The sequence below is a fragment of the Streptomyces sp. NPDC006463 genome (assembly GCF_042870715.1).
GTDB lineage: Bacteria > Actinomycetota > Actinomycetes > Streptomycetales > Streptomycetaceae > Streptomyces.
The window spans coordinates 166,260-191,166 of the sequence record NZ_JBIAHP010000003.1; the positions used below are offsets into that span (position 1 = coordinate 166,260).

Annotated in this window: 18 protein-coding genes and 3 pseudogenes; 7 read left to right on the plus strand and 14 right to left on the minus strand. The window is 68.9% G+C overall.

Annotated elements, in window-relative coordinates:
* Nucleotides 1-25 precede the first annotated feature (25 nt).
* The 6 genes from ACFYOB_RS07775 to katG all read right to left on the minus strand — a co-directional run bounded on the left by ACFYOB_RS07775 (nt 26) and on the right by katG (nt 7,190).
* A complete protein-coding gene (locus ACFYOB_RS07775; RefSeq protein ID WP_388555992.1) occupies nt 26-742 on the minus strand; it encodes a potassium-transporting ATPase subunit C in 717 nt (238 codons plus the stop codon).
* 23 nt (nt 743-765) lie between these two features.
* Nucleotides 766-2,871 (minus strand): potassium-transporting ATPase subunit KdpB, encoded by a 2,106-nt coding sequence (gene kdpB, locus ACFYOB_RS07780; RefSeq protein ID WP_388555994.1) that lies wholly within the window; start codon nt 2,869-2,871, stop codon nt 766-768.
* Nucleotides 2,868-4,532 carry a potassium-transporting ATPase subunit KdpA gene (gene kdpA, locus ACFYOB_RS07785; protein WP_388555998.1) on the minus strand — a complete coding sequence of 555 codons (1,665 nt, stop codon included), beginning with the start codon at nt 4,530-4,532 and terminating at the stop codon, nt 2,868-2,870. The genes kdpB and kdpA overlap by 4 nt, the downstream gene beginning before the upstream one ends.
* 8 nt (nt 4,533-4,540) lie before the next feature.
* Entirely contained in the window at nt 4,541-4,630 is a 90-nt protein-coding gene (kdpF, locus tag ACFYOB_RS07790) for a K(+)-transporting ATPase subunit F (RefSeq protein ID WP_388556002.1), read from the minus strand.
* The gene (locus tag ACFYOB_RS07795) at nt 4,627-4,785 is read right to left on the minus strand and encodes a hypothetical protein (RefSeq protein WP_388556007.1); all 159 of its coding nucleotides are present in this window, start codon (nt 4,783-4,785) and stop codon (nt 4,627-4,629) included. Before ACFYOB_RS07795 ends, kdpF begins: the two co-directional genes overlap by 4 nt.
* A 215-nt stretch (nt 4,786-5,000) precedes the next feature.
* Nucleotides 5,001-7,190 (minus strand): catalase/peroxidase HPI, encoded by a 2,190-nt coding sequence (gene katG / locus ACFYOB_RS07800; protein WP_388556011.1) that lies wholly within the window; start codon nt 7,188-7,190, stop codon nt 5,001-5,003.
* Between the two features lie 424 nt (nt 7,191-7,614).
* Between katG and ACFYOB_RS07805 the strand changes: the two genes are divergently transcribed.
* The 3 genes and pseudogenes from ACFYOB_RS07805 (at nt 7,615) to ACFYOB_RS07815 (ending at nt 10,867) form a co-directional block, all read left to right on the plus strand.
* The gene (locus tag ACFYOB_RS07805; RefSeq protein ID WP_388556014.1) at nt 7,615-8,190 is read left to right on the plus strand and encodes a DUF2231 domain-containing protein; all 576 of its coding nucleotides are present in this window, start codon (nt 7,615-7,617) and stop codon (nt 8,188-8,190) included.
* Nucleotides 8,191-8,470: 280 nt separating this feature from the next.
* A pseudogene (locus ACFYOB_RS07810) lies at nt 8,471-8,989 on the plus strand (glycine-rich protein); the annotation flags it as partial.
* A gap of 1,458 nt (nt 8,990-10,447) precedes the next feature.
* Complete coding sequence (locus tag ACFYOB_RS07815; protein WP_388556017.1) at nt 10,448-10,867, plus strand: molybdopterin-binding protein; 420 nt, start codon at nt 10,448-10,450, stop codon at nt 10,865-10,867.
* A 114-nt stretch (nt 10,868-10,981) separates the two neighbouring features.
* Here ACFYOB_RS07815 and ACFYOB_RS07820 read toward each other — a convergent pair.
* From ACFYOB_RS07820 to ACFYOB_RS07840, 5 genes and pseudogenes are all read right to left on the minus strand, one after another.
* Nucleotides 10,982-11,182, minus strand: a pseudogene (locus tag ACFYOB_RS07820) (2Fe-2S iron-sulfur cluster-binding protein); the annotation flags it as partial.
* Between the two features lie 47 nt (nt 11,183-11,229).
* Complete coding sequence (locus ACFYOB_RS07825) at nt 11,230-11,727, minus strand: molybdopterin-dependent oxidoreductase (protein WP_388556020.1); 498 nt, start codon at nt 11,725-11,727, stop codon at nt 11,230-11,232.
* 296 nt (nt 11,728-12,023) lie between these two features.
* On the minus strand, nt 12,024-12,380 hold the full coding sequence (locus tag ACFYOB_RS07830) for a hypothetical protein (RefSeq protein WP_388556023.1): 357 nt from the start codon (nt 12,378-12,380) through the stop codon (nt 12,024-12,026).
* The gene (locus tag ACFYOB_RS07835) at nt 12,377-12,976 is read right to left on the minus strand and encodes an RNA polymerase sigma factor (RefSeq protein ID WP_388556025.1); all 600 of its coding nucleotides are present in this window, start codon (nt 12,974-12,976) and stop codon (nt 12,377-12,379) included. Before ACFYOB_RS07835 ends, ACFYOB_RS07830 begins: the two co-directional genes overlap by 4 nt.
* Before the next feature lie 307 nt (nt 12,977-13,283).
* On the minus strand, nt 13,284-14,999 hold the full coding sequence (locus ACFYOB_RS07840) for an ABC transporter ATP-binding protein (RefSeq protein WP_388556769.1): 1,716 nt from the start codon (nt 14,997-14,999) through the stop codon (nt 13,284-13,286).
* Nucleotides 15,000-15,484: 485 nt separating this feature from the next.
* Between ACFYOB_RS07840 and ACFYOB_RS07845 the strand changes: the two are divergent.
* The 4 genes and pseudogenes from ACFYOB_RS07845 to ACFYOB_RS07860 all read left to right on the plus strand — a co-directional run.
* Nucleotides 15,485-15,772: pseudogene (locus tag ACFYOB_RS07845) on the plus strand (alpha/beta fold hydrolase); the annotation flags it as partial.
* A gap of 199 nt (nt 15,773-15,971) precedes the next feature.
* Entirely contained in the window at nt 15,972-17,660 is a 1,689-nt protein-coding gene (locus ACFYOB_RS07850; protein WP_388556028.1) for a GMC oxidoreductase, read from the plus strand.
* Entirely contained in the window at nt 17,657-19,204 is a 1,548-nt protein-coding gene (locus tag ACFYOB_RS07855) for a patatin-like phospholipase family protein (RefSeq protein ID WP_388556030.1), read from the plus strand. Before ACFYOB_RS07850 ends, ACFYOB_RS07855 begins: the two co-directional genes overlap by 4 nt.
* A gap of 28 nt (nt 19,205-19,232) precedes the next feature.
* Nucleotides 19,233-21,077, plus strand: a complete 1,845-nt coding sequence (locus ACFYOB_RS07860) for a hypothetical protein (protein WP_388556032.1) — start codon at nt 19,233-19,235, stop codon at nt 21,075-21,077.
* Nucleotides 21,078-21,152: 75 nt separating this feature from the next.
* Here the strand turns inward: ACFYOB_RS07860 and ACFYOB_RS07865 are convergent, their stop codons facing one another.
* The 3 genes from ACFYOB_RS07865 to ACFYOB_RS07875 form a co-directional block, all read right to left on the minus strand.
* Nucleotides 21,153-22,661, minus strand: a complete 1,509-nt coding sequence (locus tag ACFYOB_RS07865; RefSeq protein ID WP_388556035.1) for a DUF4246 domain-containing protein — start codon at nt 22,659-22,661, stop codon at nt 21,153-21,155.
* An 875-nt stretch (nt 22,662-23,536) separates the two neighbouring features.
* Nucleotides 23,537-23,914 (minus strand): FKBP-type peptidyl-prolyl cis-trans isomerase, encoded by a 378-nt coding sequence (locus ACFYOB_RS07870; protein ID WP_285440506.1) that lies wholly within the window; start codon nt 23,912-23,914, stop codon nt 23,537-23,539.
* A gap of 758 nt (nt 23,915-24,672) precedes the next feature.
* Nucleotides 24,673-24,849, minus strand: a complete 177-nt coding sequence (locus tag ACFYOB_RS07875) for a hypothetical protein (RefSeq protein WP_388556038.1) — start codon at nt 24,847-24,849, stop codon at nt 24,673-24,675.
* Nucleotides 24,850-24,907: the final 58 nt, after the last annotated feature.

The window sequence follows — 24,907 nt, forward strand, 5'->3', positions numbered from 1 at the left end:
CTCCCGGTCCGCGCGGTGCGGAACATCAGCTCTTGGGCAGTGCCTTGAGGGCCGTGTTGAGTTCGAGGACGTTGACGCGGGGTTCGCCCATGAAGCCGAGGAACCGGCCGGTGGTGTGGTCCGAGACGAGTTTCTCGACCTGCTTGACGTCGAGCTTATTCCGCTCGGCGACGCGGTGGATCTGGAGCTCGGCGTACGCGGGGGAGATGTCCGGGTCGAGGCCGGAGCCGGATGAGGTGACGGCGTCCGCCGGTACGTCCTCGGGCTTGACCTGGTAGCCGGCGGTGGAGTTGTCCGCGATCACGGCGTCCTTGGCGGCGACGACCTGGGCGCAGAGCGTGCCTTCCGCCGCGTCCTCGGTGCACCGGCCGCCCACGGCGCCGTTGTCCGCGGAGCGGTTGGTGGCGCCGGAAAGGATCAGCGAGTACCGGGTGTTGACGCTGTTGCCGCCCAGGCCGTTGGAGGGGCGCGGCTGGAACCACCTCAGGTCCGGCTTCGCGGTCTCTTCGGCGTCGTCGGGGTCCTGCTTCGGAAGGTCGTAGGTCTGCCCGATGAGGGAGGAGCCGACGACCTGGCCGCTGCTGTCCTTGATCTCGGACCCGTTGGCCTTGTCCCCGAAGAGGGCCTGGGCGATCCCGGTGACGGCGAGCGGGTAGATGATCCCGCAGATCACGGTCAGGACGAGCAGGGCGCGGAGGCCCGCACCGATCAGGCGCGCGGTGTTGCCTGCAGAGTTGTTCATTGTCGTCTCAGCACGTTCCTGGTTCAGGCGAGGCCGGGGATGAGGGAGATGAGCATGTCGATGATCTTGATGCCGATGAACGGGGCGATCAGGCCGCCGAGTCCGTAGATCCCGAGGTTGCGGCGGAGCATCTTGTCGGCACTGGTCGGCTTGTACTGGACGCCCCTGAGGGCGAGCGGGACCAGCGCGATGATGATCAGCGCGTTGAAGATCACGGCGGAGAGGATCGCGGAGCTCGGGGAGGACAGGCCCATGATGTTGAGCTTGTCCAGGCCCGGGTAGACCACGGCGAACATGGCCGGGATGATCGCGAAGTACTTCGCGACGTCGTTGGCGATGGAGAACGTGGTGAGCGCACCTCGGGTGATGAGGAGCTGTTTGCCGATCTCGACGATCTCGATGAGTTTGGTGGGGTTGGAGTCCAGGTCCACCATGTTCCCGGCCTCCTTGGCGGCCGAGGTGCCGGTGTTCATCGCGACGCCGACATCGGCCTGCGCGAGGGCCGGGGCGTCGTTGGTGCCGTCACCGGTCATCGCGACGAGCTTGCCGCCCGCCTGCTCCCGCTTGATGAGTGCCATCTTGTCCTCGGGAGTGGCTTCCGCGAGGAAGTCGTCCACGCCCGCCTCTTCGGCGATCGCCTTGGCCGTCAGCGGGTTGTCGCCGGTGATCATGACGGTCTTGATGCCCATGCGGCGCAGTTCGTCGAACCGCTCGCGCATGCCCTCCTTGACGACGTCCTTGAGGTGGATGACCCCGAGGACGCGGGCGCCCTCCTCGTCGTCGACCGCGACGAGGAGCGGGGTTCCGCCGGCCTCGGAGATGCGGTTGGCGAGGAGGTCGGCGTCGTCGGAGACCCGGCCGCCCTGCTCCTCGACCCAGGTGATGACGGAGCCGGCGGCGCCCTTGCGGGTCCTCGCACCGTCGACGTCCACACCCGACATACGGGTCTGGGCGGTGAAGGGGACCCAGGTGGCGTGGGCGAGCTCGCCCTGGTGGCGCTCGCGCAGGCCGTACTTCTCCTTAGCCAGGACGACGACGGATCGGCCCTCGGGGGTCTCGTCGGCGAGCGAGGAGAGCTGGGCGGCGTCGGCGAGCTCGGCCTCGGAGGTGCCGTTGACGGGTACGAAGTCGGAGGCCTGCCGGTTGCCGAGGGTGATGGTGCCGGTCTTGTCGAGCAGCAGCGTGGAGACGTCTCCGGCCGCTTCCACCGCGCGGCCGGACATGGCGAGCACGTTGCGCTGGACCAGGCGGTCCATGCCCGCGATGCCGATGGCGGAGAGGAGCGCGCCGATGGTGGTGGGAATGAGGCAGACCAGCAAGGCGGTGAGCACGATCATGGACTGCTCGGCGTCCGCGTAGATCGCGAAGGGCTGCAGGGTGACGACCGCGAGCAGGAAGACGATGGTGAGGGACGCCAGCAGGATGTTGAGGGCGATCTCGTTGGGGGTCTTCTGCCGGGCCGCGCCCTCGACCAGGGCGATCATGCGGTCGATGAAGGTCTCGCCGGACTTTGTCGTGATCTTGATGACGATCCGGTCGGAGAGCACCTTCGTACCGCCGGTGACCGCGGACCGGTCGCCCCCCGACTCGCGGATCACCGGGGCGGACTCACCCGTGATCGCGGACTCGTCCACCGAGGCGACGCCTTCGACGACGTCACCGTCGCCGGGGATGATGTCGCCGGCCTCGCAGACCACCAGGTCGCCGACGCGCAGCTCCGTGCCGGGGACCTGCTCCTCGCCGTTGCCGTCCTTGGCCAGGCGGCGGGCGACGGAGTCGGTCTTGGCCTTGCGCAAGGTGTCGGCCTGGGCCTTGCCGCGGCCCTCGGCGACGGCCTCGGCGAGGTTGGCGAAGATCGTGGTCAGCCACAGCCAGGCGGTGATGGCCCAGCCGAACCAGTCCGTCGGGTCCTTGACCGCGAGGACGGTCGTGACGACCGAGCCGATCAGCACGACGAACATGACCGGGGACTTGATCATGATCCGGGGGTCGAGCTTGCGGACCGCTTCCGGGAAGGACCTGAGCAGCTGCGTCGGGTCGAAGAGTCCGCCGCCCACGCGTCCGGCGCCCGGCTCGTGACCGGCGGGCACGTCCTGCTGCGGAGCCCTTGTGGGTGTGGCGGTGCTCATGATGCGAGTCCTTCGGCGAGCGGACCCAGCGCCAGGGCCGGGAAGTAGGTCAGACCGGTGACGATGACGATCGTGCCGACGAGCAGGCCCGTGTAGAGCGGCTTGTCTGTACGCAGCGTGCCCGCGGTCTCGGGAACGGGCTTCTGCTCGGCGAGCGAGCCGGCCAGGGCCAGGACGAACACCATGGGCAGGAAACGGCCCAGCAGCATCGCGATGCCGATGGTGCTGTTGAACCACTGCGTGTCGGCGTTCAGGCCCGCGAAGGCGGAGCCGTTGTTGTTGGCGCCCGAGGTGTAGGCGTAGAGGACCTCGGAGAATCCGTGCGCCCCGGTGTTGGTCATCGAGTCGGCCGGGGTGTCCAGGGCCATCGCGGCGGCCGTGAAGCCCAGGACCAGGGCGGGCGTGATGAGGATGTAGCAGGCCGCGAACTTGATCTCGCGGGTGCCGATCTTCTTTCCGAGGTACTCGGGGGTGCGGCCGACCATCAGGCCGGCGATGAACACCGCGATGATCGCCATGATCAGCATGCCGTAGAGGCCGGAGCCGACGCCGCCGGGCGCGATCTCGCCGAGCTGCATGCCCAGCAGCTGGATGCCGCCGCCGAATCCCGTGTAGGAGGAGTGGAAGGAGTTGACCGCACCCGTCGAGGTCAGCGTGGTCGCGACCGAGAAGATCGCGGAGGCGCCGATCCCGAACCGGGTCTCCTTGCCCTCCATCGCGCCGCCGGCGACGTCGAAGGCCGGGCCGTGGTGGGCGAACTCGGTCCACATCATCAGCGCGGTGAAGCCGATCCAGATGGTGGCCATCGTCGCGAGGATCGCGTAACCCTGCTTCACGCTGCCGACCATCTTGCCGAAAGTGCGGGTCAGCGCGAACGGGATGACGAGGACGAGGAAGATCTCGAAGAGGTTGGAGAACGGGGTGGGGTTCTCGAAGGGGTGGGCCGAGTTGGCGTTGAAGTAGCCGCCGCCGTTCGTGCCGAGCTCCTTGATGACCTCCTGCGAGGCGACCGCACCGCCGTTCCACTGCTGGGTGCCGCCCAGGAACTGGCCGACCTCGTGGATTCCGGCGAAGTTCTGGATCGCGCCGCAGGCGACCAGGATGATCGCGCCGATGACGGAGATCGGCAGGAGTACGCGGACGGTGCCGCGGACCAGGTCGGCCCAGAAGTTGCCGAGCTCACCGGTACGGGAGCGGGCGAAGCCCCGCACGAGGGCCACGGCGACGGCCATGCCCACCGCGGCCGAGACGAAGTTCTGCACCGCCAGGCCGCCCGTCTGCACGACGTGTCCCATGGCCTGCTCACCGGCGTACGACTGCCAGTTGGTGTTCGCGACGAACGAGGCGGCGGTGTTGAAGGCCTGGTCCGGGTCGATCGCGGAGAAGCCGAGCGAGCCGGGCAGGACGCCCTGGGCCCGCTGGAGGGCGTAGAGGAAGAGGACGCCCACCGCCGAGAAGGCGAGGACGGCGCGCAGGTAGGCCGGCCAGCGCATCTCGGCGGCGGGGTTGGCGCCGATGGCCTTGTAGATCCACTTCTCCGGCCGGTAGTGCTTCTCGGAGGAGTAGACGCGGGCCATGTAGTCGCCCAGCGGGCGGTAGGCCAGCGCCAGCGCGGCGATCAGCGCGAGCAGCTGGAGCACGCCGGCGGTTACGGGACTCATATCAGGACTCAGAACCTCTCCGGGTACACGAGGGCGAGGACGAGGTATCCGAGCAGGGAGACGGCCACGACGAGGCCGACGACGGTCTCGGCGGTCACAGCTTGGTCACCCCCCGGGCGATGAGAGCCACCAGCGCGAACACCGCGACCGTAGTGACGACGAAGGCCAGATCGGCCATCGCAAGCTCCTGAGTGAAGTCGGAAGTAAGGAATCGGCCAGGTGGCCGATGACCAGACAACCGTGTCTTCACCACGGCGTTGAGCCGCCTTGACGGCCTCCATACGGGTGCCCCGGAACCCTTGACGCCCCCCTGACGCGAAAGGCAGCGCACGGCCCTGCCGGGCCGCCGTGCCGTCGACGGCCCAACAGAAATCCCGCCGGATCCTCGCGCACGCGAGGATCCGGCGGGACCCTGGACGGCCTGCCCCGTCCTGACGGATCAGTGGGAGACCGGCCGGTGCATCGGGCTCAGACGAGGTCGAACCTGTCGAGGTTCATCACCTTGTCCCACGCAGCCACGAAGTCACGCACGAACTTCTCTCCCGCGTCCCTGGACGCGTAGACCTCCGAGAGGGCTCGGAGCTGGGAGTTCGAACCGAAGATCAGGTCGACCGCGGTGGCGGACCACTTGACCTCGCCCGTGGCGCGGTCCCGGCCTTCGAAGACGTTCTCGGCCGAGGCCGACGCCTTCCACTCCGTACCCATGTCGAGCAGGTTGACGAAGAAGTCGTTGGTCAACGTCTCCGGCCGGTCGGTGAAGGCACCGTGCGGGGACCCCTTGAAGCCGGTGTTCAGGGCCCGCATGCCGCCGGTCAGGACCGTCATCTCGGGTGCGGTCAGCGTCAACAGGTTTGCGCGGTCGAGCAGGAGAGTCTCCGGCGACAGCTTCTCTCCCGCCCGGAGGTAGTTGCGGAATCCGTCGGCCCTCGGTTCGAGTACGGCGAACGACTCCACGTCGGTCTGCTCCTGCAAGGCGTCCGTGCGCCCCGGTGCGAACGGGACCGTGACGTCGTGCCCGGCGTTCTTCGCGGCCCGCTCGACGGCCGCGCACCCGCCCAGGACGATCAGATCGGCGAGCGAGACCTTCGTTCCACCGGTCTGTGAGGCGTTGAAGTCCTGCCGGAGCTGTTCGAGGGTCCGCACCACCTCGGCCACCTCGGGCAGGTCGTTGACCTCCCAGTCCTTCTGCGGCGCGAGTCGGATCCGTGCCCCGTTGGCCCCGCCCCGCTTGTCGGTGCCGCGGAAGCTCGCCGCCGCCGCCCAGGCGGTGGTGACCAGTTGGGAGATGGACAGCCCCGAGGCAAGGATCCGGGCCTTGAGATCGGCGATCTCCGCGTCCCCGACCAGCGCGTGATCGACCTCGGGGAGGGGGTCCTGCCACAGCTGCGGCGCGGCGATCCACGGGCCGAGGTAACGCGAGAGGGGCCCCATGTCGCGGTGCAACAGCTTGTACCAGGCCTTGGCGAACGCCTCCGCGAGCTTGGCCGGGTTCTCGTGGAAGCTCTTCGAGATCGGCGCGTAGACCGGGTCCAGCTTCAGCGAGAGGTCCGTCGTCAGCATCATGGGAGCGTGCCGCTTCGACGGGTCGTGCGCATCGGGCACCGTGCCTTGGGCCGAGGGATCCTTGGGGGTCCACTGGTGCGCACCGGCCGGGCTCGCCGTCAGCTCCCAGTCGTACTTGAACAGGTTGTCCAGGTAGCCGTTGTCCCACTTCGTCGGCTCGGTGGTCCATGCGCCTTCGAGCCCACTGGTGAGCGTGTCGACGCCCATGCCGCTGCCGTAGGAGTTCTTCCATCCGAGGCCCTGCTGCTCGATCGGGCCGGCCTCGGGTTCCGGACCGATGTACTCGGGATCGACCGCGCCGTGGCACTTGCCGAACGTGTGGCCGCCGACGATGAGCGCGACCGTCTCCTCGTCGTTCATCGCCATACGGGCGAACGTCTCGCGAATGTCCCTGGCGGCAGCGATCGGATCCGGGTTTCCGTTGGGTCCCTGCGGATTGACGTAGATCAGCCCCATCTGCACTGCACCGAAAGGACCGGAGAGTTCCCGGTCCCCGCTGTAGCGCTCATCTCCGAGCCACGTGTCCTCGGGCCCCCAGAAGATTTCCTCTGGCTCCCAGATGTCCTCTCGCCCGAAGCCGAACCCGAACGTCTCGAACCCCATCGATTCCATGGCGCAGTTGCCGGCGAATACCAGAAGGTCGGCCCATGAGATCTTCTGGCCGTACTTCTGCTTGACCGGCCAGAGCAAACGGCGCGCCTTGTCGAGGCTCGCGTTGTCCGGCCAGCTGTTGAGGGGTGCGAAGCGCTGAGCGCCGGAGCCGCCACCGCCGCGGCCGTCGGCGATGCGGTACGTACCCGCGGCATGCCAGCTCATACGGATGAAGAGCGGGCCGTAGTGGCCGTAGTCGGCAGGCCACCAGTCCTGCGACGTAGTCATCACCTCGAAGACGTCCCGCTTCAGCGCGTCGACGTCCAGGGTCGCGAACTCCTCCGCGTAGTTGAAGTCATCACCCATCGGATTGGACCGAGGCGAATGCTGGTGGAGAACCTGAAGTTCCAGCTGATTCGGCCACCAGTCCCGGTTCGTCTTGGGGCTGGTCGGCGCAGGGGCCGGGGAGGGGATTGCTGGGTTCTCGCTTTCGCTGCCGGACACGTCCGTCCTTCTTCCTGTCTCGGTGTTTCCGTCTGCTGGCTGCTTGCTCTTGACGCTGTCTGCTTTTCCGATTCGAGTACTGCGATCCGCGCCCGTGGCGCGCCATGGCGGCGTCCGTATGGTCGCGCACCGCGGACCGCACGGCCACGAGAACACGCAGGGCGCCCTCGCGTAACAAGCAGTCGAAATTCCTCTGAGACATATGGCGCTGCCGCCCGGCAGGTCACTCACCGCTTTCCGTCAGAAGCCGAACCCGTGCCGGTATGTTTTTGTCGTCCCGCCGGGCCTGAACAGATGAACCGAAATGAGTGACCTGCTGGAGTGACTGCGAGGGCGTGGCCGGCGCATGACATCCCGGCGGCCATCTGGCTGGGAATTCGGTGACCGGCGGGCGTGGCGGAGCGAGGGTGGGTAGGCGACCTCCATGAACACACAGATCAGGTCCGGGAAGACGAGCCCGGCCGGGGCTCTCGATACGGCGTCCGCCGGATGGCTGAGAACCGTGGACCACATCGAACGGACCACCATCGTGGATCCGGTAATTCGTGTTCTCCAGCGGGCCATCCGGGCTGTTCCGCTGGGCGGGGCACGCGACATCCTGCGAGGCAGGCCCTTGGGGCATCCGCTGCATCCCGTACTGGTGCAGGTGCCGGTCGGCTGCCTGCTGTCGGCCGGGGTGATGGACGTCGTGCCCGGAGGGCAGCCCGCGGCCTCGACGCTCACGGCCGTCGGACTGGCGGGGGCCGGTCCGGCGGCCGTTGCCGGCTGGCTCGACTGGGCCGATCTGCCGCCGCGGGAGGCCCGGGTCGGATTGGCCCATGCGGTGTCGAACGTGGCCGTGATCGCCTGCTACGCCCTGTCCCTCAGGGCGAGGGTGCGGGGCCACACGGCCAAGGGCCGGGGCTGGTCCCTCGCCGGGCTGACGGCGGTCGCCGTGAGCGGCGCGCTGGGCGGACACGTTGCCTACCGGCGGGCCGTCGGTGCGGATGCCGTGCCGTAGGTACGGAGCGCAGCCACGTCCGGGCAGCCCGGTCCTGAGCGGGTTGTGCGCTGTAGGACGTCGGCCGGTTCCGCAGCCGAGGAGGCCCTCTGCCCGGCCGCGGAAGCGGGGGCGGAGAACGTGGCCGTGGGGGCACCGATCCTGCGCTTCGGCTTGGCCTCGCCGCGGTAGAGGTCGGCGATGCGCCGCATGGCGAGGCCAGGCAGCCCGCCGCGACGGCCGCCGCGGCCGAACCCGGCTGCGGGACGACCGGTACGGCCACCACCGACAGCCGAGCCGTATGCGCCTGGACCGCGCCCGGCACCGACACCTTCACCGTCCCGGCCGGAGTCAGCTCCGTGATGACCGTGGACCTGTTCGGCGCCGAGGGCGGCAGCGCCGCCGGATACGTCGCCCCCAACCCGTCCAACGCCGGGTCCCCGGCGGCCTCGGGGGCCACACCCGCGCCACCCTGGCCGTCACCCCGGGCCAGGTCCTCCAGCTCACGGTGGGCGCCGCCGGCATACCCGGCACTTCCCGGCACGGGGAGTACGCCCGGCCCGGTGGCTACGGCCACGGAGCGGGCGACGGCGGCGCGCACGGCGGCGGGGGCTCCGGCGGCGGGGCCTCCGACCTCCGGGTCGGATCGTTCGGCCCGGCCGAGCGGATCCTGGTCGCCGGCGGGGGCGGCGGCGCCGGTAAGGGCGGACCGCAGCTGCGCGGAGGCGACGGCGGCGGCCTGACCGGCGGGCCCGGTGGCCAGGCCGATGGCCCGCAGGGCTCCGGCACCGCCGGCGGGGGCGCGACCCAGAGCGCCCACGGCACCGGCAGCCCAACTCCAAGCTGGGCGGCCCCGGCATCCCCGGCGGCGACACCGACCCCAACACCGGCCTGCTCAACCCGGGCAACGGCGGCCCCGGCGGCAACGGCGGGCGCGGCGGCAACGGCGGTGGAGGCGGGGGCGCGGCCGGCAGCCGCGAGCATCGCCGGGGTGACGTCGATGCCCAGGACGCTGCCGGTGTCTCCGACGTGGGCGCGCAGTGCCGGCATGGCTCGCCCGGTGCCGCAGCCGAGGTCGACCGTTCGACCGCCCGGCTTCAGGCGCGTCCGCGCGACTGCGGCCGCGTAGGCCGGGGTCTGGTAGGCGAAGCGCTCCTCCCAGGCCTCGGCCCGGCGGGTGAAGAAGGCCGGCCACCAGCGCGGCGAACCTGCCGATCACCCCGTCCCACCAAGGCGCGAGTCCGACGTCGTCCCCGAGTTCGAAGTCCACGCCCCGGGCACTGCTTCCGATCCGGAACGCGTGCACGGCGTGCAGGTCACAGGAGACCAGGGCCACTGCGCCATGGGGCAAATTCCCGCTGCCGGCGGCAGACCGGAGTCCGGAGGCCGTCGGAGCGGCCCCTGCCAACAGGGGGTCGACATCGGCTGCCGTAGTGAAGCTCGTCCGCCCGCACCCGCCCCGGGCGTCGCGCTCGGTCCGGTTCGCGGATCCAGCTGCCACGGCCAGCACCCTGCCCCCGGGCCCGCCGCCAGTACGGGTACTTCGGCGGCGAGAGCGCTCCGCAGAAGGCCGACGTCGGTGGGACCCGCGAAGTGAGATCGTCATCTGCCCCGACGCGCGCGGCCCTTCCCAATGACGATGAGTCCCTCGATTCCCGTGAGGTCCGCGGGTGGCGGCTCGTCGGCCCAGAGCCGGATCGTCCGACTCCTCAGGCCTGCCGCGGTGACAGCGCTGTCGATGGCTGACGCCAGGTCTCCCTGGGATGGGTACTGCAGGACCGTGACCGCCATGGAGGGCTCCTCAAATTCGAGCCACTTCAGCTGATCCAAGTGGCATCCGCGTAAGAATGCCCGCTGGATCACCGCATAGGCCAGGTGTCGATCAGTCTGCGAGACGGGTCGGTGCCGATGGCCCGCAAGAACGGTCGCCGCGCGCCGAACACCGCGAGCGGCGCGCAGGGGCTCCTGCACCGGCCACGGCTGTCGCAGTGAGAGCCGCCCCACTGGTGCGGCGGCCGGTGCCCGAGTCGGTCAATCAACAGCCGGCCCCGGGTACGACTGGATCCCGACACGGAATCCGGCGTTGGGGACCCGTTCCGAGATGGTGGTTCATCCAGAGGGTCTCGCGGTTCGGATCCGCGACCCCGAAATGGCCTACTCGGTCAGCGGCTGCGATGCGCCTGCGCAGGGGTGTGATCGGCTTGCCGTAGGGTCGGGAAAGGCCCAGGCCGCAGAAGGGTCTGCGGTTCAGAACCAGTCTTTTGTGAGGCGTGTTTCCTTGAGCCTGAGCATCCGCAACCAGATCGCCGGCACGGTTACGGCCGTCACCACGGGCGAAGCAATGGCCACGGTGAGGGTGCGTCTGGCGGGCGGTCAGGACATCACCGCCGCGATCACCGCCGACGCGGTCAAGGAGCTCGGCCTCGCCGAGGGCTCCGAGGTGAAGGCGCTCGTGAAGTCCACCGAAGTCGCGCTCGCCACCGCCCCGGTGGACGGCATCTCGATCCGCAACCAGATCGCGGGCACCGTCACCGAGGTCGCGACCGGCGGAGCCATGGGCTCCGTCAAGGTCTCCGTCGAGGGCGGTGAACTGACCGCCGCCGTCACCAAGGACGCCGTCGACGCGCTCGGCCTGGCCGCCGGGTCCTCCGTCGTCGCGCTGATCAAGTCCACCGAGATCTCGCTCGCCGCGGTCTGATCAGCCTCAGGGGGTCGCTCGTACGATGACGAGCGCCTCCTCGTACGCCGGCTGCCCGCGCAGGCCCGACGAGGAACTGCCGCACGCAACGGCCGTAGCCCAGCGGCCCGATGGCACCGCTCTGCCCGTGCAGGGCCGCTCGGCGTGCTGGACGCCGCGCACGGCGTCCTCGATGGCGCGGTAGCCCGTACAGCGGCAGTTGTTGTCCTTGAACGCGCGGGGCAGGTCGTCGAGCCTGCCGTCGTCGTGCGGGGCGCCGCGCTCGGTCTCCAGGGCGGCCGTCGTCATGAGGAAGCCGGCGGTGCGGAAGCCGCACTACCAGGAGGCTCCACGTCGCTGAACCCCGCGCTGCGGGCCGTGGTCTAGGCGGGGGCCGGGCAAGCGTCGATGCGGAGACGGGTGAGGGCGCTGACGTAGCGCGCTCCGCAGCGGTCCGTCGGCACGACGAGCTGACTGCCCTCGGCGTCGAGGTCCCGCCCGTCCATGCGGGTGGCCAGCAGGATGGGGGCGTCGCCGAAGTCCTCGTCGACCTCCGCCCAGGCGAGCACGCTGTGGTGGCCGTCCCCGCCTTCGGCGGTGAGCAGGAAGCGGGAGCGGTCCTTGCGCCGACACGGGTCGAACGCGGGCTCGGCTGCGGAGACGACCTCGCGAAGCAGCGGGCCTTCGAAGCTGTGCTGCTGTGGTCCCTCGGTCGCGCAGTCGAACACCACCTGCGCCTGGTGCTGCGGCCATCGGGTCCGCAAGTGCTCGATGGTGAGTGTGATGGGGCGGCGCACCTCGCCGGTGATGAGGAGCGCCGGAGCGGCCGGTGACGGGATCGCGGGCGCGACGGTAAGCGGCGCGGTGTCGGTCCCGTGCATGGTTGCCTCCAGTGCGGGTGGGCGGCTGCCTCCCCTTCATGCCCACGTGACGCGAAGTGGAATCGCATTTCCGAAGAAAATTTGTTGAGACTCTCGCATATGAGAGTTGGATGTCCTGGATTGTGGAGCAAAAGCGTCATGGGGTCAGTCCGGGCAAGGGGCTCAGGCGACGGAACGTCCGACCGCGCCTCGAGGCCCCTCTCCCGGCTCGACCATCGTCTCGACCTCCGTGCGACGCTGCTGTGCCGGTGACGTCCTGTGAGTTCCGCTGTGTGCGGAGGTCTGCGGCCTCCGTTTCAGCGGCTGCCGGCGGTCGACGCGGCCACGGCATTCGCCGCCGGGTGCGCCTTGGTGAGGGTGCAGACGCCGTCGACGCACTGGCGCTCCAGACGGCCGCGCGAGATGGTCTGCGCCAGGCCGACCATCCAGCAGGTGGGGCAGCCGCGGAAGGCGATCAGGGCCAACGGGGCCGCCAGCAGGGTGGCCGGGCCGGCGATGGGCACCAGGGCGATCGAGCCGATGATCAGCCCGAAGCCGATGGCGCCGCGCGCCAGGTGGCGCGGGACGGACTTGCTGGCGAAATTCATCTCGGGCGCCCCGGGCCGTGCGGTGGCCCGGGCCTTCTCGTCGTGCGGGGGCTTCGCGGTCTTCATGGTCGTGAGTCTTCTCCCACTGGTAGGTCGATGGCTTGATCGGGTGCCCGGTCCGTCACTGCCAATGAGTGACGCAGTGCTGTGCGTGCTCTGTGCAGCCGGGATTTCATCGCAGCGCTGCTCAGACCGAGCGAATGGGCGACGGTCTTGCCGGGCAGGCCCTGCATGTCCCGCATGATCAGGACCTGCCGCTGGTCAGGGGGAAGGGCGCTGATCGCAGCCGAGATTCGCTCCACCTCCAGCCTGTGGAGCACCGCGTCCTCGGCGGAGCGTTCCGCGGACGCCTCCGGGTCGGCCGACGCCTCGTCCCTCCGCGAGACGAGCAGCCGTACCTGCCGGAGGCATTCGTTGCGCACGATCCGGAACATCCATGAGGCGAGCGCGCCGGTGGCCCGCAAGGTGCCGATCTTCCGGTAGAGGGTGATCAGCGCCTCCTGTGCCGCGTCCTCCGCGTCTTGCGGCGAGGCGCACAGCGACATGGCGAACTTGCGCACATGAGGCTGCGATTCCATGACGACGGTGGCGAGCGACGTGGCGTCGCCGTCCTGAGCGGCCTTGATCAGCCGGTCGTCCGGCCAGGGGAAACGTTGTTTCATCTGCTACTCATATCCGGAAGGGCGCCCTGCGCGGCTCTGGTCAGCTTCGGCTCTGGTCAGCTTCGGCTCTTGTAACGCCGCATCAGGTGCCAGCTGCACGCGCCCACGAGCAGGACTCCGATCACTACGAGGCCAGTGACCATCATTGGCGTTTCCTCCCGGTTCTGCCGGCCCGGTTCGGCCGGTACGCAGATAAGAGGCGGGGCGGTCCGGAAAGGATTCACCGCCGGCCGAAGTTTTCTGCGAACCGTACAGGGCGCCGCTCGCGCCGCCGCGGCACGAGGTCGGGGTTCCGGGCCGGTGTTGCTCACCGGCCGTTCAGCAGCTGGGTGGTGGCCAGTTCGCGGTAAAGGGCATCCGCTTCGAGGAGTTCGGAGTGGGTGCCCACCGCCCGTACGTGGCCGGCCTCCATCACGACGATGCGGTCGGCCGTGGTGACCGTGGATAGCCGGTGGGCGACGACGAGGACGGTGACGCGACCCGCGACGTCGGTGATGGTGTCGCGCAGTGCCGCCTCGTTGGCCGCGTCGAGCTGCGAAGTGGCTTCGTCCAGCAGCAGCAGTCTCGGGCGGCGCAGCAGGGCCCGGGCGATCGCGACGCGCTGGCGCTCGCCGCCCGAGAGACTGCTGCCGCGGTGGCCGACGTCGGTGTCGAGGCCACGGGGCAGACGGTCCGTCACCGAGTCGAGGCGGACGAGGCGCAGGGCGTGGCGGAGTTCCTCCTCAGTGGCATCGACCGCGCCCAGCGTCAGGTTCTCCCGCAGGGTGCCGGCGAGGACGGGCGTGTCCTGTTCTACGTATCCGATGGCTGCGCGGAGTTCGGCCAGGGGCCATTGCCGCACGTCTTTCCCGTCCAGCAGTACGTGGCCGGCGTCCGGGTCGTAGAAGCGTTCGATGAGGGAGAAGACCGTGGTCTTGCCCGTGCCGGACGGCCCGACGAACGCGGTCAGGCCTCCGCCGGGAACGGTGAAGTAGACACGGTGGTGGACCTGGGGCAGGCCGGGGCGGTAGGCGAAGCGGACGTCGCGGAAGGCCACGCGGGCGGGCAGTTGATCCGCTTTCGGCCGGCTCGCACTGCCTTCGGTTCCGTAGTGAGCGTCCTCGACCTCCAGGCTCTCGACCTCCAGGCTCTCGACCTCCAGGCTCTCGACCTCCCGGATCCGGGAGGCGGCGGCCGAACCGATCTGGAACTGGCCGACGCCTTCCACCAACTGGCCGATCCGGGGTGCGAGCGCGAAGAGGTAGAGGAGAAAGGCGACCAGGGTGGAGACGTCGATGGCGCCGGAGGTGACGCGCGCGCCCCCCACCCCCAGCACGACCAGGAAGCAGACCTGCACGACGACCGCCGACAGGGTCGCGGACAACGCTTCCCAGGCGGCAGCGCGGACACCGGTACGCCGGGCGTGCTCGGCCGCCCGGTACAGCGCTAGCGCCTCCTGTCGTTCGGCACCCGACGCCTTGATCGTACGGAAGGCGCCCAGGGCTCGTTCCAGCGCGGCGCCCATGCGGCCGACCGCCTCCTGCGTATGCCGGGTCGCCCGACCGATCCGCGGGGCCACGACAGCGACGACGATGCCGACGAACGCGACCACGCCGAGCGTGATGCCGAGCAGCACGGCGTCGAGCAGGCCCATCATGACCACCGTCGCGAGGGTGATCAGGGTGCCGGTGACCGCGGCCGACACCGCCTGAGGAGCGCTTTGCCGCAGCAGCGCCGTGTCGGAGGTGACGCGGGAGATCAGGTCTCCCGGTTCGGTGCGTTCCACCACCGGTACGCGCAGCGCCAGCAGACGATCGGTCAGTCGGCGCCGGGCGGCGCAGACGATGGACTCCGCGGACCGGTCCAGGACGTAGTGCCCGAGGCCGGCGAGGATCCCTCCCGCCGCGACCAGCACGCTGAGGGCGATCACCGGGCCGTACGCCGGGCCTCCTCGGCCCATGTCGTCCATCACCTGTTTGGCCACCATGGGCTGGGCCAGGCCCATCACGCTGCCGAGCAGACCCAGCACGACACCCGCCGTCATGCGGCCGCGCTGCGGTCGGAGGTGCCCGAGGAGGGCGAGCGACGCACGGGCCACGGGCTCAGTCCACCGTGAAGTCACAATGGTGTTCCGGTCCGGGCCGCGGCACGCCCGCGGCGCGCAAGTCGCCTTGCGCGCCGCCGAACGATGCCGCCCGCCTCCGGATCGGCGGGCATCCGACCTCGTGCGCAACACCCGCAACAGCGAGGACGTAAAGGCATACTTTTCGGCGGTCCTGGGCGGGTCCGGTTGCGGTGCGGGGGGCGAAACCCATGGGGCACAAGGCACTGCACCGGCCGCGCGACGGATGGCCGCCGGCTCCGCGGGCGAGGTCCGCCTCCGCCGGGCTTGCGGGACGGGCGCGGCTCTCGGTCCCGACCGGTGGTGCGCTGTCGTGCCAACTCCTGGGCGCAGGAAGTAAATACGGTCGGTCGGGTCGCTCGTAACTTCGGGGTGTGCCGAGCCGCCGAGGCGGCGGGCGTGCTACCGCGGCGGACGTGACCGAGGACGTCGCCTGCATTCTCGCTGCGACCCAACGACCGCTCGCCGCAACCGCCTTCACGGAGACGGCGTCGGCGGCGGCGTGGCGGGCGAAGCCGTCCTGGGCCCTGGTGGCCGGGGCCGACCGCACGATCAGCCCCGAGGTCCAGCGTTTCGGCGCCGAACGCGCCGGAGCCGTCGTCGTCGAAATCCCGGACGCCTCCCACGCCGTAGCCCTGTCCCAGCCCACCCTGGTCGCCGACCTGATCAGGAACGCGGTACGGGCGACGAGCTGACCGACCGGCCTCTGCGGCGGTACCGGCGAGGGCGACGCCCCTGCCGGCGCAGGCTGAGACGGCCTTGGTGCCGGTGCGGGCCGACGCTACGACGTGCGCGTCACCGTACGTGGGTGAACCATGGAATGAGGTCGTGCGTGCAGCAGCCGCATGCGGGGGAAGTCAGGCCATGGGGCTTCGGCCTCTAGAGGTGGCGAGCGTGGACGTTTTCGATGCTGTCGTCGTCGGGTCGGGTTTCGGCGGGTCCGTGACCGCATTTCGCCTGGCCGAGGCCGACATGCGCGTATGCCTTCTGGAAAGAGGGAAGCCCTTCCCGCCCGGGTCCTTTCCACGGAGCCCCCATGACGCGGCCAAGAACTTCTGGGAACCGGACTCCCAGCTGTACGGGATGTACGACATGTGGAGCTTCTCGAAGCTCGACGCCCTCGTGTCCAGCGGGCTGGGCGGAGGTTCCTTGATCTATGCGAACGTGATGATTCGCAAGCCGGAAAGCTGGTTCGTGCACGAGTCGTTCGACGGCGGCTACGAGGACTGGCCCGTCACACGTGCGGATCTCGATCCTCACTACGATCGCGTCGAGACCATGATGGGTGCGCAGCGGTACCCGTTCGGTGTGAAGCCCTACCAGGACACCCCCAAGACCATCGCCATGCAGGAGGCGGCCTCGCGGCTGGGCCTTCCGTGGGAGCTTCCCCTGCTGGCCGTCTCCTTCGGAGACCCCCCGGTGCCCGGCGCTCCCATCGAGGGCGGTGAGGACAATCTGCACCACAGCCCGCGCTATACGTGCAGACTTGTCGGTGAATGCGACCTGGGCTGTAACTTCGGCAGCAAGAACAGCCTGGATTTCACCTACCTCAGTGCCGCGAACCGGCGCGGGGTGGATATCCGGACCCTTTGCGAGGTCCGCTCGTTCGAACGGGTCAAGGAGGGGTTCCTCGTCTCGTACATCGAGCACGGGGCTGCCGGAGACGGAGATCCGCTCGCTCCTCCCGCGCGGCGCACCGTCAGGACCAGACAGCTGATCCTCTCTGCCGGCACGCTCGGCACCGCCTATCTGCTGCTGAGGAACCGCAGCGCCTTTCCTGCACTCAGCCCGGCGCTGGGCACCCATTTCTCGGGGAACGGGGACTTTCTCGGGCTGGTGTTCAAAGCACGGGAGAGGCGTCAGGACGGGACCGGGGCGACGGCGCCGCGCATGATGGAGCCGAGTTTCGGCCCGGTCATCACGAGTGCGATGGTCATGAACCGCAAGGCTGACGGCGAGACCGTCCGCGGTTTCTACATCGAGGACGCCGGTTACCCGGAATTCCTCAACTGGCTCGTCGAGGACAATGTGCTCACCATGTCCAACAGGGTCGCGCGGTTCCTGCTGCGGCGAGGGTGGTCGCAGCTGACCAGAACCGCCAGGAGCCGTGTGGGGCGACAGCTCGGTGACGCCATGGGCAAGGGGCTGTTCACCGCGACTTCCCTGCCACTGCTCGGCATGGGCAGGGACGTCCCCAACGGCCGGTTGTTCCTCCGGGACGGACTTCTGGACCTCGACTGGCATCTGGCCGCCTCCGATCAGTACTTCGACCAGATGAACGAGGCCATGGAGCGTGTGTCCCACAGCCTGGGCGGGCGCTACGCCTCGAATCCCCTGTGGTGGCTCAACCGCCTCATCACCGTGCACCCCGTGGGCGGCGCGCCGATGGGACGCACCGCACGGGAAGGCGTGGTGGACCCCTTCGGGCGCGTGTACGGCTGTCCGGGATTGTCGATCGCCGACGGCTCGGTGATGCCCGGACCCGTAGGCCCGAATCCCTCCCTGACCATCGCGGCGCTGGCCGACCGGTCGGCCGACCGCATCATCGAGGATCACCGGAAGAACCCTACGAGGCCCTCATGACGACCGGACCGGGCACCGAGCCCCGCAGCGGATCCCCGCGCAGATCTCTCATCCTCGCCGGCGGCGGGCTGAAGGTGGCTTTCCAGGCGGGAGTCCTCCAGGTCCTGCTCGACGAGGCCGAGTTGCAGTTCGACCACGCCGACGGTGCCAGCGGAGGTGTGTTCAACCTCGCCATGTACTGCCAGGGGATGTCCGGGCACGAGATAGCGGACAACTGGCGCAAGCTCTCTCCCTTGAAAGGCGTCACCCCGAACTGGCGCGAGTTGCCGAAAGGGCCGTACGCCCGTTCCGTCTTCACGCTGGACGGCTATCGGCGTCGCGTCTTCCCGGGCTGGGGGCTGGACTGGGAGGCGATCCGGGCCACCGATCGGGAAGCCACCTTCAACCTCTACAACTTCAGCTCCAATGAACTGGAGACGGTGACCGCCGACCGCATGGACGAGGAGCGTTTCTGTGCCGGGGTGGCACTGCCCATGTGGTTCCCTCCCGTCGTCATCGATGGGCAGACCTACATCGACCCGGTCTACATCACCGACGCAAACGTCGAGGAGGCGATTCGGCGAGGCTGCGACGAACTGTGGATCATCTGGACGGTAAGCCGCCGGCACCGCTGGCGGGACGGCTTCGTGGCCAACTACTTCCACATCATCGAAACGGCGGCCAACGGTCAGTTGAAGCACTGGCTGCGTCGGATCGAGGCCAGCAACGCGGCCATCCACGGAGGAGGCCAGGGAGAGTTCGGACGCCTGATCGACGTGAGGCTCCTGAGCGCGGAGGTCCCCCTGAACTACCTGATCAACTTCAGCAGGGACCGTTTCGCCCAGGCCGTGGAACTCGGAGTCCATCGTGCTCGCCAGTGGTGCACGGACCAGGGGATCCCCTGGAAGCCCGGCGCCCCTCCGGACCGCCCCGACGACCCGACCCGCATCCGGTTCACCGAACGCATGGTCGGCCGCGTCGCCTTCGGCGAGAGCGACTTCCAGAAGGGAGCCTCGTCGGAGGGTGGAGCAGCGGCTAACTTGGCCTTGCACGTGACCATCGACATCCGGGGTGTGGACGGCTTCATCGTCGGTCCGGAGCACGAAGCTTCACTGCGGGGCGAGATCGTCTGCCAGGAGCTGGGCGGACGACTCCCGGTCGAGCGAGGAACCTTCCAGCTGTTCGTGGAGCACTCCGACCCGGAACACCTTCGGATGCGTTACCGCTTGTTCTTCACCGACCGAGCCGGTCATCGGCTCACACTCAGTGGATACAAGGACGTGAGCGAGGATTCCCGTCGGGGAGTCTGGAGGGACACGTCCGTCCTCTACACGCGCATTGTTCGTGGCCACGTCGATGCCGACGAAGAGTCCGAAGCCGAGTTGGTGGCCTCGGGGACCGTGCGCATCCGACCGACCGACTTCCTGAAGCAACTCACCACCTTCCGGGTCGAAGCGGCAACGCTGTCCGGCCGGGTGACCACGCTGGGACGCTTCGGGCAGTTCTTCTTCGGCAAGTTGTGGGATGTGTACGCGCAGAACCTCTTGCCCTGGTCACCGCTGTGACCGAGCTCGGGCCGACGAAGGAGCCATCGTGGATGTCCATGAGTTGCGCATGCACGCGGCGGCGCTCCGGTTCACCCCGCAGGAACCGGTGCGCTGGATGGCGCCGAGGGAACTGACGCGTACGGCGGTCAAGGTGGGGCTGGCCGCCGTGTTCGCCGGCTATTCGGACAAGCGCGAGATACAGGGCGCGCTGCAGGCCGGTCTCCTGCGGGCACCCTTGGCGGATCCCGGCGCCGAGGACATCTGGATCGACTTCGTCGCCGACCTGGGCGACGGCTTCGAGGCGACGTACTCGGTGGCATCCGCACTGGCGGCGGCCCGACTCCCCGTCGCCGGGCCCGGGTCGCTCCCGCGTGGTGCGCTGCTCGTCCTCGGCGGTGACGAGGTGTACCCGGTGGCGTCGGCGACGGCGTACGAGGACCGGATGAAGGAGCCCTACCGAGCCGCGCTCCCGTCGGCACCGGACCGGCCGCTCATGGTGGTGCTGCCTGGCAACCACGACTGGTACGACGGACTCACCGCCTTCCTGCGGATGTTCGCCCAAGAATCGCCCATCGGCGGCTGGCAGACCCGGCAGACCCGGAGCTACTTCGCCGTGCAACTGCCTCAGCGCTGGTGGCTCGTCGGGCTGGACAGCCAACTCGGCTCCTACTTCGACGATCCGCAGCGGCGCTACTTCGAGTCCTACCTCTCGCCGCAGCTGCTGCCGGGCGACAGCGTGATCGTCTGCTCCTCCACGCCCACGTGGGTGAAGAGTGACGAAGATCCCGACGCCTTCAACTCCCTGCACTGGTTCGACCAAAAGATCGTACGGACCCGGATCGACCGGGCGACCGGAGATACCGAGGACACGGGCGCGTCGATTCGACTGTGGCTGACCGGCGACAAGCACCACTACGCCCGTTACGCGGAACGGCTGCCCGATGACCGGCCCGGATCCGACGACGCTCTGCCTCCGGACCCCCGGCGGCGCCAGTTGGTGACGTGCGGCCTGGGCGGCGCGTACCTGGCAGCCACCCACAGGCTCCCGAACGATCTGCCGTTGCCGCCGGCCACCTCGCGGATGCGGGACAAGGACGTCCCGCCGCCGGTATTCGCCCGCGCACCCCACACGTACCCCGATGCGGAGGAGTCCCGCTCGCTCGCGCGTGCGATCGCCAAGCCCTGGTCGCGGTACTGGCTCCCGCGGCGCAACCCCGGGTTCGCGGTACTGGCCGGGGCGGTGCAGGTCGTGCTCGTCCTGGTGGCGAGTGGCGCGTTCGCGCTGGCCGAGGGCAGACACAATCCCGTCGACGCCCTCCGTGGAGCCGGCATCGACGACGTGCTCTGCCTGCTCGGCACAAGCGTCGCCCTCTTCGTTCTGCCCTTCGTGTTCGGCTGGGGGAACGTGCTGCGCGGACGGCGGCCCAGGGCGCCGTCCGGCCCGATCGTGGCGGTGCTGTTTCAGTTGGCGGTCACCGTCGCAGCCTTGTCCGTCACTGTCGCGGTGGCCCGGTCGGTCCCACCCTCCTGGAACGGGCTCTGGCTCCTGGCGATACTGCTGGTCGTCGCTGCTGTGATGGGCGCATCCCTCGGCTCCCAGCTCTTCGCCCTGTGGGTGCTGTGGACGGACCGGGGCCTGGTCGCCGAGTGGCAGATGTCCGGGCAGTCCATCGACGACCGCACGGGATTCCTTCGGATGCACATCGCACGGGACGGCGCACTCACCCTCTACCCGCTGGCGCTCGACGCCACCTGCCGGGACTGGCACCTCGAAGAGGTTGCGGACATCCGCGCCGCGTGGACACGACCGGTACCCAACACACCGCCGACCGTTCGGCTCATCGAAGAGCCCATCGTGATCGCGCGGACGCGGACGCCCGGCAGCAGGTGAGTCACCTCTCCCTCGGGCACGACCCGCCTTCTCGAAGGCCTATCAGGGAGTCGGCGCCGTCGTCCAGGCTGAGGTTCAGTGCTCGCAGAGGGAGAATTCTCGTTCGTAGAGCTGCTCGTTGTGTTCGTCGATGAAGAACTTGCGTTCCTGCATGAGTTGTTCGCGGTAGTTCTTCGCTTGCTCGAGCGTCATGGTCGAGGTGTCGGACCATGGTTGTTGCGGTGGCACATCGGATGTCGAGACGATCTTTTCCGACGGGTCGACCAGGAAGAACGCGAGTATTTTGCGATACCCCGGGCGGGTGGTGTCTGTGAGGCGGAATGAGCCGACGCGGTGTTGCAGGATGTTCGGGAACGCCAGGCAGCGGCCCGCTGGGGTCGATGTCGATCCCAGTATCTGGTTCAGTGCGTCTTCGTCCTCCAGGCCGTACACCTCACGCAGACCGTTGTCGTCGTTCTGTTCGTAGTTCGGGTCGTCGAGTGCCGCCCGGAAACTCAGCCGGCTTTCGGTGATGTTCTCGCTGTCCCAGTAGTAGATGCCGGTCGAGACGATCCGCTCGTTCATCATCCCCTCGACGTGCCAGGAGCCGCCGGGGTACTCGGGCTTGTCCGGGGTGAGGTGAATGGCGGCGAGCTTGACGATGACCTGGAGACGGCGGCCGCGCAGGTCGACTCGGGCGGATGCATCGGGCAACTTGGGCGGGGTGAAGGCCGGGGCGTCCGGGATGACCGGGCGGCGGTTCTCCCACCAGTCGTCCTGGGCCTGTTCCCATGCACGACGGGCTTCTGCGTAAGCCTCATCATCACCGTAGGAGGACTTGTCCGGATACTCCGGCTCCGAGTCGTACCACCCGTAAGGATCGGCCTCGATCCGCAGGGGCCGCGGATGGCGCAGGTCGGTGAGCACGTTCTCCAGCAGCGGGAGCATGCGCGCGAACAAGTCCGGCAGGACGGAGGCCAGTTCGCGGTGAGTCTCGGGGTGGACGTTGTTCACGTACGAACGGAACGTGACATCGCCGTCGTCACTGACGTCGACATCCGTGGGCAGCCACTGGAACTTCTCCGAGAATTCGTACCTCGAGTAGCGGTCCGTCGGGTTCTGCCAAGCCCGCTCGGGCGCACCACTCACCTCTCTCACCAGGCAGAACAGCGAGGGATGAACCAGATCCAGTACCTGGCCGTCGGATCCGGGATGCCAGTCCTGTTCGGCTTCGGGGACCTGTTCCAGAACCCGAACCGCCTCGCGCAGCCGCGATCTGAGCTCGTCGTCGACCAGCGTGTCCGACTGCCACACCCCGTCGACGGCGGACACCTCGACGCCGGTTCGTCCGTCTCGCAGAGCGGCGTAATGCACGAGTTCGGCAAGCACGTAACGAACCTGCGCTTCGGTGAGGCCCTGGGCGACCGCTTCCTGCGTCCACCTGGCGACGATGTCGGCATCGTTCATCTTGTCGAACCACCCCGCCTTCGCCCGAATGTGTGAGCTGCACTCCATCATCTGAAGTTCCCGCAGCGTTCGGGGTGTCGCGAACGATATGGAACGCGAAGCATGGAAGGGCAGCGGGAAAGCAGACAGGCCGGTCAATTCTCTGGGTCCTCCCAGTCGGTGTGCGGTGGCGGGAAGGATACTTCAGCGGACTGACACCACAGCCGTGGTCGTCCCTGTCATAGCCGGTCCGGGAGCCAGGGCTTCGCCGTAGTCGCATGACGTCCGCTTCACGTTCATCCGAGGCCGAAGCCGGTGTGCCACGTGGCGGGGGCTTCGAGGTCGACGGTGTCGGGTGCGGTCACGGCACAGGCATACCGGATCGGGACGGGCACGCCACCGGGATATCGCGGCGTACGAGCCCAGGAGCCGGCGGCCACCCCAGCGGCTAAGGGCTGTCCCGTAATCCCCGGTGGGTCAGCGCACGGCGTCGGATGCGGTGCATGGCAAGGCGGAGGGGCGCCCCCATACTGGGCGTGTTCGGGCGTTCCGACAACGCGGAGAGGTGCCGTAGCCGGCGCCGTGCGCCCGCCGGGGATTACGGGACAGCCCTTAGCGGCCTGCTTGCCCGGCACATTGCGCAGCAGGGGTGGCCGGGGGCGAGGCGAGGACTTGGATGACCTGCCCGACCCGGACCGAGGCGGCGTCCATGGGAGCGCGGCGTCATTGACCCTGGGGTGGATCACCTCGACGAGCGCCGCGGCCGAGGCGATCACCGGGGGGCACGGGCGGCGGCGAGCCACGCGTGGGCCTCGCGGTCGCGCCGTACGGCCTTGGCCAGCCCTCTCTGTCCAGGATGAGCGCACCGTTCATGCGGCACCTCTGACCCCGGACTGTGTCTCTACGCCTGAGTGCCCCCGGCTGTAGTTCCGGCCGGGGCATGCCAGGAATCGGCTTGAGGATCAGAGCGGAGGGGGTGAGGAAGCACATGTGGGCGATGTGAGCAGCTCCGTACCGCGACGGGCAGGCCTTCCTCAGACTACTGAGAGCAGGTCCACCACGAAGACGAGCGTGGAACCCGCCGGGATCAACGGCGACGGGGACTGGTTGCCGTAGCCGAGGCGCGGGGGAACGATGATCTCGCGCCGACCGCCGACCTTCATCCCCCTGAGTCCTCGGTCCCAGCCCTTGATGACCCTGCCACCCCCCACGGCGAACTTGAACGGCTGGCCGCGGTCCCAGGAGGCATCGAACTCCATTCCGGACTCGAAGGTGACCCCGACGTAGTGGACTCGGACGACCCTGCCCGGCTTCGCCTCAGGCCCGTCCCCGACGACGAGGTCCCGGATCGTCAGCTCCTGGGGAGCATCACCCCCCGGAAGTTCGATCTCGGGCTTCGTCAGTTCGCTCATCGCAGCCTCGCTACTTTCCGCCGGAATCCCTCGTACAGACCAGCCGGCCGCATGATCACTCCATGCAGTAGAGCACGCTACCGAGAACGCTGATCGACTGGATACATCAAACCGCACGGAGCCCGGCGCGGCGTGACTGGGCGCGTTTCGTCTTCGGTATGGCCATGGCGAGGCCTGAGCTGAGTCCGCTGAGCCCCCTCCTGGAGCCCGGTGACTCTGAGAGGGGGGCCTCCCGGCGCGAGGCACGAATGGTCACGTCTCCGGACGGGATGGTGTACCGCCTGCACGACCATCACTGGCCCCCGCCGCGCGGCACGTGACGGCGGTCAGTGACCCTGGCGAGGCGGCTTCAACGGTCAGCCTCGCAGGGACATGGCGTCTCCCAGGACGATCACGGCGTGCAGAGCGGCCTCGGCCCGGTCGGGACAACCCGTCAGGAGAGGTGGTCGGGGAGTCCGCCGGGGACCCGGAGGCGGCAACCGTCGAAGACGCGGCCGAGGAGACCGCGTCCGGCACCGATTCGGAACGGGAAGCCACCGCAATGCCCGGACGACGCGGTCGCGCGGCACCGATGACGTGCCGTCGGCGACGTCCCCTCAACCTGACCCGGTACCACTCCCGGACGCGGAGCCCGGCTGGCTGCCCGGCAGCAGCGTCCGTACTCACGGCCGCTCCAAGGACGGGGCGGGCGTCCCTCCGCGTCCCGGCATGGGCACGGATCCAGCGGGCACCGATCGTCGCGGCGCTGAAGTACCTGCCTACCGCAGGCGGCCGTTGAGCGGGTCGCGGACGCTGTGCCTGGCGGTCGAGGAGCCGGAGCTGTTCCGGCATCCGCCGCAGGCGCGGACCTTTGCGAAGGTGTTGCGCGAGCTGGTGACGTCGTCTCCCCAGGGGCGTACGCAGGTGATGTACGCGACGAACAGCCCGGTCTTCATCGACCCCGCAGGCTACCACCAAGTACGTCGTGTCGACGTGACCGCAGGGACAACCTCC